This window comes from Streptomyces sp. NPDC047072 (assembly GCF_040643855.1).
GTDB lineage: Bacteria > Actinomycetota > Actinomycetes > Streptomycetales > Streptomycetaceae > Streptomyces.
The window spans coordinates 1-12,082 of record NZ_JBEYVC010000253.1 but is presented as its reverse complement, the minus strand read 5'-3'; the positions used below and the strand labels follow the sequence as shown (position 1 = coordinate 12,082).

Here is a 12,082-nt window from a genome sequence, read left to right as displayed (position 1 = left end):
CTCTTCTACAACGAGGACCGCAACTGCGACAGCCTGGTGCCGCAGTCCGGCGAGGACCAGTGGGCGTACTTCTGTTCCCCGGTCCCCGACCACATACCCACCCCAGGGGCGCGGGGAACTGCGCGACCAGCCACTACGCGCCCGCACCCCGCAATCCACCGGACCCGGCAGACGCATCCGCCCTCAGATCCCCTGCCAGTCCGGCTTGTTGACGTACGTGTGGCGGAAGTAGTCCGCCAGCTTCAACTTGGACGCCGCACCCTCGTCCACCACCACCGTGGCATGCGGGTGCAGCTGGAGCGCCGAGGCCGGGCACACCGCCGCCACCGGCCCCTCCACCGTCGCCGCCACCGCGTCCGCCTTGCCCTCACCCGTCGCGAGCAGCACCAGGTGGCGGGCCTCCAGGATCGTCCCGATGCCCTGCGTGATGACGTGGTGCGGCACCTGCGCGATGTCCCCGTCGAAGAACCGCGCGTTGTCCACCCGGGTCTGCTCGGTCAGCGTCTTGATCCGGGTCCGCGAGGCCAGCGAGGAACACGGTTCGTTGAACCCGATGTGCCCGTCGGTCCCGATCCCCAGCAGCTGGAGGTCCACGCCCCCGGCCTTCGCCAGCTCCGCGTCGTACGCCTCGCAGGCACCGGGGATGTCCTCAGCGGTGCCGTCCGGCCCGATGAAGGACGACATCGGTATCCCCAGCGGCTCCAGCACCTCCCGCCGCAGCACCGAGCGGTACGACTCCGGATGCTCGGCCGGCAGCCCCACGTACTCGTCGAGCTGGGCGATGCGCGCCCGCGAGACGTCCACGGCACCGGAGCGGGCCTTCGCCGCCAGTGCCTCGTAGACGGGCAGCGGCGTGGAGCCGGTGGCCACCCCGAGCAGGGCGTCGGGCCTGCGCCGCAGGAGCTGAGCCATGGCCTCGGCGATGAGCTCGCCGCCCGCCTTGGCGTCCGGAACGATGACAACTTCCACGCTGGGCCCGCCGATCTGAGAAAGCCATGTGGTTTAGACCAATCGTACAGGGGAGAGTGTCGCAGCCCGGCCGGGCGGAAGTCACCCCCCGGTCCACACCCTGGAAACCACCCCCGGTCCACGCGGAGGACAGGCGTCCTTCCCGCCGGGGGAGTGGAATGGGGACATGACCGCAACGACCCCCGACCCCCGCGCCGAACTCCCCGGCCGCATCATGGCCCGTGAGATGTCCGAGCAGCCCGCCGTCCTGCGCCGCATCCTCGACGAGGGCGCCCCGGGCATCCGCAAGGTCGCGCAGGAGATCGCCGCCCGCGCACCCCGCTTCGTCCTGCTGACCGCCCGCGGCACCTCCGACAACGCCGCCCTCTACGCCAAGTACCTCCTCGAAGTCCGCCTGGGGCTGCCCTGCGGTCTGACCTCGATGTCGACCACCACGGCCTACGGCGCCCGCCCCGACCTCACCGACGTCCTGGTCGTCACCGTCAGCCAGTCCGGCGGCTCCCCGGACCTGGTGGCCTCCACCCGGGCCGCCCGCGAGGCCGGCGCGATCACCCTCGCGGTGACCAACAACCCCGACTCCCCGCTGGCCGCGGTCTCCGAGTACCACATCGACATCATGGCCGGACCGGAGAAGGCCCTCCCCGCGACCAAGACCTACACGGCCTCCCTCCTCGCCCTCTACCTCTTCGTCGAGGGCCTGCGCGGCGGCGACGGCGGCCCCGCGCAGGTGCTGCCCCACCTGGCCGCGGACCTCCTCGCCCGGCAGGACGAGGTGCGCGCCCTCGCCGCCCGTTACCGCTTCGCCGAGCGGATGGTGATCACCTCCCGCGGCTACGGCTATCCCACCGCCAAGGAGGCCGCCCTCAAGCTGATGGAGACCAGCTACATCCCGGCCCTCGCCTACTCCGGCGCCGACCTGCTGCACGGCCCGCTCGCCATGGTCGACAACGTCTCCCCGGTCATCGCGGTCGTCACCGACGGCAAGGGCGGCGAGGCGCTCCAGCCCGTCCTGGACCGGCTGCGCGGCCGGGGCGCCGACCTGGTCGTCATCGGCCCCCGCCACCAGGTCGACCAGGCCTCGGCCGGCTTCGTCCTGCCCACCGAACACGTGGCCGAGGAGGTCCAGCCCGTCCTGGAGATCATCCCCCTCCAGCTCCTCGCCTACGAGGTCACCATCGCCCGCGGCCAGGACCCGGACGCCCCCCGCGCCCTGGCGAAGGTGACGGAGACGCACTAGGTGTCGAGATCGGCATGAATATCTGGCCCCGCACATGAACCCACACGCGTTAGGCTGCGTGGTGGATGCTAGGGCGTCCGAACAGTTCGGGCCCCTCAGGAAAGCGCCAACAACAAACAGGCTCCAACGCATGGACACACGTAGTGGTCTAGTCCACAATGCGTAGTGAGCGTATGCACCAGACTTCCGTCTTCCCCGCACAGGAAGACGGACGAGGAACCGGAGCTCTCTGCCCTGACTGCCCCGGCTCCTCATCCTTCGGCCGACCGGGACCGCACACCCCGCGGCCGATACTGCTCCGGGCTGCGGTGCCGGGAGGGCTGAGGGTCCCTCCCAGGCGCCGCGGCCCGCGGGTGTCTCCGGGCCCCTCCCGGTTCCTCGGACACGGCACTTTCACGTCCCCCACATACCGCCAGGTACGCTCGCCCCGTGCCCTCCATGAACGAACTCGTCCGCCAGCACACCGCTCTGAGCGACTCCGACCTCGAGTGGCTGCACCTGCTGGTCTCGGAGTGGCAGCTGCTCTCCGACCTCTCCTTCGCCGACCTCGTCCTGTGGGTGCCCACCCGCGACGGCACCCGCTATGTCTCCGTCGCCCAGATGCGCCCCAACACCGGGCCCACCTCCTACCAGGACGACATGGTCGGCCACCTCGTCCCGCGCGGCCGCCGCCCGCTCCTCGACGCGGCGCTCGACGAGGGCCGGATCGCGCGCGAGGGCGACCCGGAGTGGCGCGAGGAGGTCCCGGTCCGGGTCGAGTCGATTCCGGTACGACGGGAGGGGCGCGTCCTCGGTGTCATCGCGCGCAACACCAACCTGCTGACCGTGCGCACCCCGAGCCGCCTCGAACTGACCTATCTGCAGAGCGCCTCCGACCTGGCGCAGATGATCGCGGCCGGAGCGTTCCCGTTCGCCAACCAGCAGATGGACATGGACGCGGCCCCGCGCGTCGGCGACGGCCTGATCCGCCTCGACGCCGACGGCATCGTGCAGTACGCCTCCCCGAACGCGCTCTCCGCCTACCACCGCATGGGCCTCGCCTCCGACCTCGTCGGCCATCACCTCGGGCAGACCACCGCCGAACTCGCCCCGACCCGGGGCCCGGTGGACGAGGCGCTCGCCAAGGTCGCCAGCGGCTGGGCGCCCCGGGAGTTCGAGATCGAGGCGAACGACGGGGTCATCCAGTTCCGGGCGATCCCGCTCAAGCCCAAGGGCACCCGCATCGGTTCCCTGGTGCTGTTGCGGGACGTGACCGAACTGCGCCGCCGCGAGCGCGAGTTGATCACCAAGGACGCGACCATCCGGGAGATCCACCACCGGGTGAAGAACAACCTCCAGACGGTGGCCGCCCTGTTGAGGCTCCAGGCCCGCCGCATCGAGTCCGACCGCGGGCGCGAGGCCCTCGAAGAGGCGGTCCGCCGCGTCGGTTCGATCGCGATCGTGCACGAGACGCTCTCCCAGAACCTGGACGAGCGCGTGGAGTTCGACGAGATCGCCGACCGGGTCCTCGCGATGGTCGCCGAGATCTCACCCGGAAAGGTCACCGGCCGGCGCAGCGGCCGCTTCGGCATCCTGGACGCCGAGGTCGCCACCCCGCTCTCCATGGTGCTGACCGAGATCCTCCAGAACGCCCTGGAACACGGCTTCCGCGAGGGCGACACCGGCACCGTCGAGGTCTCGGCCGTGCGTGGCGGCACGACGAAGGAGGCGCGCCTCCTGGTCACCGTCCAGGACGACGGCGTGGGCCTGCCCGAGGGGTTCGACCCGCACACCGCGGGCAACCTGGGCCTGCAGATCGTACGGACCCTGGTGGAGGGCGAGTTGGGCGGCACCTTCGACATGGTCCCGGCGCCGGAGGGCGGCACCCGGGTGATCCTGGACGTGCCGGTGCGGGCCAACAAGTAGCGGCGCGGCGGGAGTAGGGGCGCAGCAAAGAGCCCCAGTCCGTTCAGGGGACTGGGGCTCAACATGCTCGTTGCCGGCATTCGCCGCGCATCGGGGGTACTGCGCGCTGCGGCTCGGGGGCGGGAGATGCGTACGCGGTGTACGCGCCGCCAAGCTCAGGCTGTGGTACGGGGCGGGTGTGTCAGGCAGAAGCCTGACGGGCCCGGTTGCGGGCGGCACGGCGCTTCATGGCGCGACGCTCGTCCTCGCTGAGACCACCCCAGACGCCGGAGTCCTGACCGGACTCGAGCGCCCACTGCAGACACTGATCCATAACGGGGCAGCGCCGGCAGACGGCCTTGGCTTCCTCGATCTGCAGCAGCGCAGGACCGGTGTTGCCGATGGGGAAGAAGAGCTCGGGGTCTTCCTCGCGGCAAACGGCGTTGTGACGCCAGTCCATGGCTGCTACCTCTCCTTGGTATTACATGCGGGTTGCTTGTGAATGTGAACGCTTTCACGAATCCCTCAACAAGTGAAGGGCCGCCTACCAGTTCCCTGGTGAGGTCCTGTGATTCGAAGAGGGGTTCCGGTGGTCTGTGGACGCTGGTGTTGCGGGCTGTCCCGACCGCCACGTAGAGACTCGCAAACCTCAGCGGCGGATACAACCCCTTCCGGAAAGTTTTTTTTGATTCCTCGGTGTCGACTAGGTCACAGCCGTACTTCCATGGGGTGGACCCTGGCCTAAACGTTCGAGTGAAAGGACTTCAGCCCTTTCTGCTCACACAATCACACGCAGTGCACGGCGTACGCCTGTGAACGTCACGCTCGTACGCAGTCCGAGGTGGTCGCCGTCCATCTGGAGGGGGAGAGGCACCTTCGAATGCAAGGTGAACTGGTCCAGGTCGTGCAGTGAGACGGCGTGCTTGCCGTGCGGGCCCCGTTCGGGGGACGAAGTGAGCAACTGGGTGCCATATCGGGCGATCGCGGTCGTCGTCATACGGCTGAGACCGAGTACGTCGAGGCCTTTATCGAACGAGGCCTTAGGCGACGCGTACATCGGGTGATTGCCCAGGAACGTCCACGGCGAGGTGTTCGACACTATGGAGAGGACCAGATCGGTCACCGGCTCCGCGTCCGGGCGTTCGAGGGTGATGGTGCCGTGGCGGCGGTGCGCCTCGCCGAGGAATTGGCGCAGGGCCTGGCGGACGTAGAGAGCGTGTGTGGATTTCCTGCCGCGTTCGCGCTGCTGCTCGACCCGGCCGACGACACCGGCGTCGAAACCGAGGCCGGCGTTGAAGGTGAACCAGCGGCCCGGGACCGCTTCGTCCTCGGTGCCGGGCGTGCCCGAGGTCAGGCCCAGGCCGACCGTGCGCTCGCTGCCCTCACGCAGGGCGTCCAGCAGGGCGCCGGTCGCCTCCACGGCGTCGTTCGGCAGGCCGAGGGCGCGGGCGAAGACGTTGGTGGAGCCGCCGGGGACCACGGCGAGGCCGGGGAGCTGCTCGGGTTTCGGGCCGGCGTGCAGCAGGCCGTTGACGACCTCGTTGACGGTGCCGTCGCCGCCGAGGGCCACGACCAGGTCGATGTCCTCGCTCTCGGCCGCCTGGCGGCCCAGGTCGCGCGCGTGGCCGCGGTACTCGGTGGTGACCGCCTCGAGCTTCATCTCGCTCGCGAGCGCGTGGATCAGCACATCGCGCGTACGTGCGCTTGTGGTGGTTGCCGCCGGATTGACCACGAGAAGTGCACGCATGGGTTGCAGCGTACCTACTGGGGGGTACCGGGCACAGGCCGAGGTAGGGATCACGTAAGACTTGCGGGCGTGAGGCTTGCCACGGGGGCGCAGGTCAACCCCGGAGCGAACGCGTGCGTCTGCCGCGTGAGGGCGACGGCTACGCTTCAGGGGTGAGCAGTGAGCAGAGCCCCGACGCCCCCGAGAACGCCGGTCCGCGCCCGCGGCGGCTGACGTACGCCGCCGCGCTGGCCGGACTCGAAGGGCTCGCGCTCGTCGTCGGCGGGGTCTGGATCCTCGTCGAGGGGTTGGTGGGCGACCCGGACGACCGGAAGTCGGCGGTCACCGGCGGCATCACCCTGATCGTGCTCGCGCTGCTGCCGCTGCTCGCCGCGCGCGGACTGCTCGCCCGGCGCAGCTGGAGCCGGGGCCCCGCCGTCATCACGCAGATCATGGCCCTGCCCGTCGCCTACAACCTGCTCCAGGCCGACAGTGTCGCCATCCCGGCGGGCATCGCGCTCGCGGTCGTCGCGGTCGCCGCGCTCGTCCTGCTGATCAACCAGGAGACGACCCAGGCCCTCGGCATCAGGGGCCCGGGCCGCACCCAGGACGGCCAGCGGTAGGACCGGGGCCGAAGCCCCTTTCGAGGAAGCCCTACTCCTCGACCAGCAGCTTTTCGCGGAGTTGGGCCAGGGTGCGGGCCAGGAGGCGGGAGACGTGCATCTGGGAGATGCCGACCTCCTGCGCGATCTGGGACTGCGTCATGTTGCCGAAGAAGCGGAGGAGGAGGATTCGCTTCTCCCGCGGCGGGAGGTCCTCAAGGAGTGGTTTGAGGGATTCCCGGTACTCGACGCCCTCCAGGGCCTCGTCCTCGGCGCCCAGGGTGTCCGCGACCGCCGGGGACTCGTCGTCGGTGTCGGGGACGTCCAGGGACAGCGTGGAGTACGCGTTGGCGGACTCCAGGCCCTCCAGGACCTCCTCCTCCGAGATGCCCAGCTTCTCGGCCAGCTCATGGACCGTGGGCGAGCGGCCGTGCAGCTGGGAGAGTTCCGCGGTCGCCGTGGTGAGCGCGAGGCGCAGCTCCTGGAGCCTGCGCGGGACGCGGACCGCCCATCCCTTGTCGCGGAAGTGCCGCTTGATCTCGCCGACGACCGTGGGCGTCGCGTACGTCGAGAACTCGACGCCGCGGTCCGGGTCGAAGCGGTCGACCGACTTGATCAGTCCGATGGTGGCGACCTGGGTGAGGTCGTCCAGCGGCTCGCCGCGGTTGCGGAAGCGGCGCGCGAGGTGCTCGACGAGCGGCAGATGCATCCGGACCAGCCGGTTGCGCAGCTCCGCGTACTCCGGGCTGCCGTCCTTCAGCGTGCGCAGCTCGACGAACAGGGCGCGAGCCCCGCTGCGGTCGTGTGGATCGTGGTGCGCGGCCGGCGCGCTCTGGGCGCCCGCCACGCTGTCCTCTGCGTTTCGCTCGTGCTCGCTCATCGTCCCGCCCGTCGCCCTTCCACGAGCCGTCGCCCCCGTCCGGACCGGGGTGACCCCGGCCGGCCCTGCCGGAGGCGCGCCCTGCACGGCACCTTTCCGATCACGCGGCCCGTCGTCCAGGAGCCCGGTCGCCGTCGTGTCGCCGGCGTCCTGCTCCGGGTGGGGCCTGGCCTGCTCGGGGATGCCGTCGATGCCGTCCGCCATGCGCCGGGAACCGCCGGAGCCGCCCTCGCCGAGGGCGTCCGGGCACGGCGGACGGTGCCCGCCCCCGGCCGACAGCTCCTGTGTGCCGCGCTCTTCGTCCCGCACCGGCCCGTCCCCGTTCCTCACGCCGGCCCGGGTCCCGCGCCGCGCTGTTTGTAGAGGCTGATCGAAACGGTCTTGTCCTCGTCCACGGCCGACGAGACCTTGCCCGCGAGGGCCGACAGCACGGTCCAGGCGAAGGTGTCGCGCGCGGGCGCGTGCCCGTCCGTGGTCGGGGCCGAGACGGTGACCTCCAGCGAGTCGTCGACGAGGCGGAAGACACAGCTGAGCACCGAGCCGGGCACGGCCTGCTGAAGCAGGATCGCGCAGGCCTCGTCCACCGCGATGCGCAGGTCCTCGATCTCGTCGAGGGTGAAGTCCAAACGGGCCGCGAGGCCGGCCGTGGCCGTGCGCAGCACCGACAGGTAGGCACCCGCGGCCGGCAGCCGGACTTCCACGAAGTCCTGGGTCGCGGGCTCGCCTGCGATCTGGGACACCCTCACCTCCAAGGTGGTACAAGCAATTCGGGGGCCGAGGGTCGCCCCCCGGGGTAACGCGACGTGTGGTTCAGCGGTGACGCTATCGCGCTCTCAAACTTCCTGTCCCCAGGACCCCAACCCCTTGCAGTCACTCACAGTAAAACTGTGGACACGCTCCGTGTCTAGGGGTCTGCGGCTCCAATTGGGAAGAACGCGCGCCGGATTGACGTACCCAGACGTCAGACGGTCGAACCGTGCTGGAATCCGGTCGTCCAGGGTCACACGAGTACAGGGTCACATGCGTACAGCGTCACACGAGGACGTGGTCGACGAAGCACCAACGCCAATCCTCGCCCGGTTCGTGCGTGCGCATGATCGGGTGGTCGGAGTCCTTGTGGTGTTTCGTCGCATGCTGTCCCGGCGAGGTGTCGCAGCAGCCGACGTGACCACAGGTGAGGCACAACCGGAGTTGGACGGGGTGGCTGCCCTCGGCCAGACACTCCAGGCAGGTCTCGCTCTGCGGCTGCGGTGCCGGGTGCGGCAGCGCGTCGGCGTGCGTGCACTGTTTCATGATTGCCAGGTTACGACGGGCGCGCGGACGACCGCGCGGAAAAACCGAGGGTGGGCGCACGACGATGAGCGAGGGCGGGCGAGGGTCATGGACGTGATGCCACTGCTGTTGCTGGTGGCGGCGAGCGCGGCGGTCGCCGCGGCGGCTCGGCGCACTCCCGTGCCGGCGCCGCTGCTGCTGGTCGCGGCCGGGCTGGCGGTCTCCTATCTGCCCGGGGTCCCGGAGTACACGCTGGACCCGCATGTGGTCCTGCCGCTCATCCTGCCGCCGCTGCTGCACTCCGCGGCCACCGACAGCTCCTACCTCGACCTCAGGGCGCAACTGCGGCCCGTGGCGCTGCTGTCGGTGGGCTACGTCCTCTTCGCGACCCTCGTCGTCGGCTGGGCGGCCTACCAGATCGTGCCGGGGCTCTCGCTGACCGGTGCGCTGGTGCTGGGCGCGGTGGTGGCGCCGCCGGACGCGGTCGCGGCGACCGCGGTCGCGCGCCGGGTGGGGCTGCCGTCCCGGATCACCACGATCCTCCAGGGTGAGTCCCTGGTGAACGACGCGACCGCGATCACCGCCTACCGGGTCGCGCTCGCGGCCGCGGTCGGCGAGGGCGCCTCCTGGGCGGGCGGCATCGGGGAGTTCCTGCTCGCGGCGGTCGGCGGTGTCGTGGTCGGCCTGGTGCTGATGGTGCCGATCCACTGGCTGCGCACCCACCTCAAGGAACCGCTGCTGCAGAACACGCTCTCCCTGCTGATCCCGTTCGTCGCCTACGCCGCCGCGGAGTCCTTCCACGCCTCCGGAGTGCTCGCGGTGGTCGTGGTGGCGCTCTTCCTCGGACACCGCGCGTGGGAGGTCGACTTCGCGACGCGCCTCCAGGAGGACGCGGTCTGGAAAATGGTCGCCTTCGTCCTGGAATCCTCGGTGTTCGCCCTCATCGGACTCCAACTGCCCGTCGTCCTCAAGGGACTCGGGGAGTACGAGGGCGGGCCCGCCGCCTGGTACGCGGTCGCCGTCTTCCTCGTGGTCGTCGTCTCCCGGTTCGTGTGGGTGTATCCGGCGACCTTCCTGCCGCGCGTGCTGTCGGCGCGGATCCGCGCGCGTGAGGACGACCCCACCTGGAAGGGCCCCTTCGTCATCGCCTGGGCCGGGATGCGGGGCGTGGTCTCGCTGGCCATCGCCTTCTCCATCCCGGAGACCCTGCACGACGGCGAGCCCTTCCCCGGGCGCAACCTCATCCTCTTCCTGACCTTCACGACGGTCATCGGCACCCTCGTCGTCCAGGGCGTCACCCTGCCCCCGCTGATCCGCCTCCTGAAGCTGCCCGGCCGGGACGCGCAGGCCGAGACACTCGCCGAGGCCAACGCCCAGGCGCAGGCCTCCCGGGCCGCCGAACGCCGCCTGGAGGAACTCCTCTCCGACGAGCGCAACGCCCTCCCCGGACCCCTCGCCGACCGCCTCCGCCAGGTTCTGGAGCGCCGCCGCAACGCCGTCTGGGAACGCCTCGGCCAGGTCAACACGCTCACCGGAGAGACCGCGGACGACACCTACCGGCGGCTGTCCCGCGAGATGATCGGCGCCGAGCGGACGATGTTCGTGAAGCTCCGGGATGGCCGCTACATCGACGACGAGATGCTGCGGACGCTGCTGCGCAGGCTGGACCTGGAGGAGGCGGCGGCGTATCGGGAGGCGTCGGAGTAGGGGGCTTTGGCGCAGTGGGCTCATTGGTCAGGGAACGGTCGGCCTGTGACGACCGCCGCGAGGGTCGTCCCGCGCGTGAAGGCGCCCTCGGTCGCGAGGTTGACGAGTCCGTGGAGCAACTTGGCGACATAGAGACGTTCCACGGGCAGGCCGTGGCGGTCCTCGAAGTCCTCGGCGAAGGCGTCGAGTTCGGGGGTGGTGCGGGCGTAACCCCCGCAGTGGAAGCGGTCGTCCAGGTGCCAGTCGCCGCGCGGGCCGCCGAACGCCCGGTGTTGCAGGGCCTGTATGCCGGCGGTCAGGAAGCCGCCCTTGAGGACCGGTATACCGAGGGCGTGCTGGTCAGGGGCGAGTCCCGCCGCGAGGCCGGCCAGGGTGCCGCCCGTGCCGCAGGCGATCGCGACGACGTCGGCGTGGCCGCGCAGCTCCTCGCCGAGGGCCCGACAGCCGCGTACCGCCTCGGCGTTGCTGCCGCCCTCGGGGACGACGTAGGCGTCCTTCGCGTCCGCCGCGCGCAGGATCGCGGCCAGGATCCCGGCCAGCGTCTCCGGATCCGTCTTGTGGCGATACGTCGCTCTGTCGACGAAGTGGAGCCGCATGCCGTCGGCCGCGCACCGGGCGAGGGAGGGGTTCAGCGGGCGGTCGGCGAGTTCCTGGCCGCGGACCACGCCGACCGTGGGCAGGCCGAGAAGGCGGCCGGCGGCGGCCGTGGCGCGCAGGTGGTTGGAGTAGGCGCCGCCGAAGGTGACGACCGTACGGCCCGCCGCGGCGGCGAGGTTCGGGGCGAGCTTGCGCCACTTGTTGCCGATCAGCTCCGGGTGGATCAGATCGTCGCGCTTGAGCAGGAGCCGCAGGCCGTGGCGGTCGAAGCGGGGGTCGGACAGCTCCTGCACGGGGGAGGGGAGGCGGGGGTGCAGGGGGTCGAGGGCGGTCACGTGCTCATTGTGACCTGGGGGGCCGGGTGGGGTGGCGGTGGATGTGGCGTGCGGTGTGGGGGTGGGGTGCGGGGCGGGGCGCCGGGGGGGGTGATGTCCGACGCGGCTTGCGGTGTCAGGTCAGGCGTTGTCGGATACGGCCGCGTAGCCAGGCCATCGTGAAGCCGCGCGGGTCGATCTTGCCGGGCTGCCACTCCAGGTGGCCGATGACCGACCGTTCCGTCCAGCCGTGGTAGCGGCAGACGGCGGCGGAGACCTGTTCGATCGCCGTCAGCTGGGGTTCGGGCCAGGGGTCCTCGCCGTCGCCGAGGTTCTCGCACTCGAAGCCGTAGAAGTGCCGGTTGCCGTCGGTGTTGGCCTCGTTGTCCGCGGGGAGGGCGGTCTCGGCGATCACCGCGCGCAGGACGTCGTCGTCGCCGAGTCCGGCGTGGTTGGCGCGGCCGTAGCCGACGAGGTGGACGGTGCCGTCCTTGGTGATCACGCCGTGGCAGAGCGGGCCGGGGAGGCCGGTGTAGCCGTCCCGGCACAGCTGCACGGTGTGCTCGCTGCCCTGCGTCACGGTGTGGTGGATCATCACGCCGTGCACCGGGCCCCAGGGCCCCTTGTGGTTCCGGTTGTGGTGCTCCCAGTCCCCGACCTCGACGACGATGGCGCCCTCCGCACGCAGAACGGCGAGAAACCGCCCCGCGGACATGGGTGAGGCCATGACACACCTTCCTTCCGTTCCCGGCTCACGCGTTTCCGGCCGGCTCGTCAGGGTGCATGTACCGAAACGGGCGATGGTGTCCCGCCACGTGGTGTAGCCGGTCAAGGTTCGTGAACGCGCGGGTGTCTGCCCGGGGCGTGCATCAGCTGCCGCTGCTTGCTCCCTGA

Annotated in this window: 12 protein-coding genes; 4 read left to right on the top strand and 8 right to left on the bottom strand. The window is 70.7% G+C overall.

The features are described 5' to 3' along the window. Positions 1–183: 183 nt before the first annotated feature. Entirely contained in the window at positions 184–969 is a 786-nt protein-coding gene (nagB, locus tag ABZ896_RS49510; protein ID WP_360944972.1) for a glucosamine-6-phosphate deaminase, read from the bottom strand. Between the two features lie 166 nt (positions 970–1,135). Between nagB and ABZ896_RS49505 the strand changes: the two genes are divergently transcribed. Then, positions 1,136–2,206, top strand: a complete 1,071-nt coding sequence (locus tag ABZ896_RS49505; protein ID WP_360944969.1) for an SIS domain-containing protein — start codon at positions 1,136–1,138, stop codon at positions 2,204–2,206. 438 nt (positions 2,207–2,644) lie between these two features. Further along, on the top strand, positions 2,645–4,111 hold the full coding sequence (locus ABZ896_RS49500; RefSeq protein WP_360944975.1) for a PAS domain-containing sensor histidine kinase: 1,467 nt from the start codon (positions 2,645–2,647) through the stop codon (positions 4,109–4,111). Positions 4,112–4,292: 181 nt separating this feature from the next. Here the strand turns inward: ABZ896_RS49500 and ABZ896_RS49495 are convergent, their stop codons facing one another. After that, a complete protein-coding gene (locus tag ABZ896_RS49495; RefSeq protein ID WP_006142322.1) occupies positions 4,293–4,550 on the bottom strand; it encodes a WhiB family transcriptional regulator in 258 nt (85 codons plus the stop codon). 318 nt (positions 4,551–4,868) lie between these two features. After that, a complete protein-coding gene (locus ABZ896_RS49490; protein WP_360944966.1) occupies positions 4,869–5,837 on the bottom strand; it encodes a diacylglycerol kinase family protein in 969 nt (322 codons plus the stop codon). Between the two features lie 152 nt (positions 5,838–5,989). On the opposite strand from ABZ896_RS49490, the gene ABZ896_RS49485 reads away from it, so the two are divergent. Further along, a complete protein-coding gene (locus ABZ896_RS49485; protein WP_360944963.1) occupies positions 5,990–6,439 on the top strand; it encodes a hypothetical protein in 450 nt (149 codons plus the stop codon). Positions 6,440–6,470: 31 nt separating this feature from the next. Here the strand turns inward: ABZ896_RS49485 and ABZ896_RS49480 are convergent, their stop codons facing one another. From ABZ896_RS49480 to ABZ896_RS49470, 3 genes are all read right to left on the bottom strand, one after another. After that, positions 6,471–7,628: an RNA polymerase sigma factor SigF gene (locus tag ABZ896_RS49480; protein ID WP_360944960.1), complete on the bottom strand. Its 1,158-nt coding sequence runs from the start codon at positions 7,626–7,628 to the stop codon at positions 6,471–6,473. Next, a complete protein-coding gene (locus ABZ896_RS49475; RefSeq protein ID WP_019058277.1) occupies positions 7,625–8,038 on the bottom strand; it encodes an anti-sigma regulatory factor in 414 nt (137 codons plus the stop codon). The genes ABZ896_RS49480 and ABZ896_RS49475 overlap by 4 nt, the downstream gene beginning before the upstream one ends. A 292-nt stretch (positions 8,039–8,330) precedes the next feature. Continuing rightward, on the bottom strand, positions 8,331–8,591 hold the full coding sequence (locus ABZ896_RS49470) for a UBP-type zinc finger domain-containing protein (RefSeq protein WP_360944957.1): 261 nt from the start codon (positions 8,589–8,591) through the stop codon (positions 8,331–8,333). 87 nt (positions 8,592–8,678) lie between these two features. Between ABZ896_RS49470 and ABZ896_RS49465 the strand changes: the two genes are divergently transcribed. Next, complete coding sequence (locus tag ABZ896_RS49465; protein WP_360944954.1) at positions 8,679–10,277, top strand: Na+/H+ antiporter; 1,599 nt, start codon at positions 8,679–8,681, stop codon at positions 10,275–10,277. 20 nt (positions 10,278–10,297) lie between these two features. On the opposite strand, the gene ABZ896_RS49460 is transcribed toward ABZ896_RS49465, so the two are convergent. Together ABZ896_RS49460 and ABZ896_RS49455 are read right to left on the bottom strand one after the other, a co-directional pair. After that, positions 10,298–11,209 (bottom strand): pyridoxal-phosphate dependent enzyme, encoded by a 912-nt coding sequence (locus tag ABZ896_RS49460; protein ID WP_360944951.1) that lies wholly within the window; start codon positions 11,207–11,209, stop codon positions 10,298–10,300. Between the two features lie 115 nt (positions 11,210–11,324). Next, complete coding sequence (locus tag ABZ896_RS49455; protein ID WP_360944948.1) at positions 11,325–11,915, bottom strand: N-acetylmuramoyl-L-alanine amidase; 591 nt, start codon at positions 11,913–11,915, stop codon at positions 11,325–11,327. Positions 11,916–12,082: the final 167 nt, after the last annotated feature.

Coding starts and splice junctions, on each gene's coding strand:
- ABZ896_RS49505 (WP_360944969.1), top strand. CDS start 1,136: ATGACCGCAACGACCCCCGACCCCCGCGCCGAACTCCCCGGCCGCATC.
- ABZ896_RS49500 (WP_360944975.1), top strand. CDS start 2,645: ATGAACGAACTCGTCCGCCAGCACACCGCTCTGAGCGACTCCGACCTC.
- ABZ896_RS49495 (WP_006142322.1), bottom strand. CDS start 4,550: ATGGACTGGCGTCACAACGCCGTTTGCCGCGAGGAAGACCCCGAGCTC.
- ABZ896_RS49490 (WP_360944966.1), bottom strand. CDS start 5,837: ATGCGTGCACTTCTCGTGGTCAATCCGGCGGCAACCACCACAAGCGCA.
- ABZ896_RS49470 (WP_360944957.1), bottom strand. CDS start 8,591: ATGAAACAGTGCACGCACGCCGACGCGCTGCCGCACCCGGCACCGCAG.
- ABZ896_RS49465 (WP_360944954.1), top strand. CDS start 8,679: ATGGACGTGATGCCACTGCTGTTGCTGGTGGCGGCGAGCGCGGCGGTC.
- ABZ896_RS49455 (WP_360944948.1), bottom strand. CDS start 11,915: ATGGCCTCACCCATGTCCGCGGGGCGGTTTCTCGCCGTTCTGCGTGCG.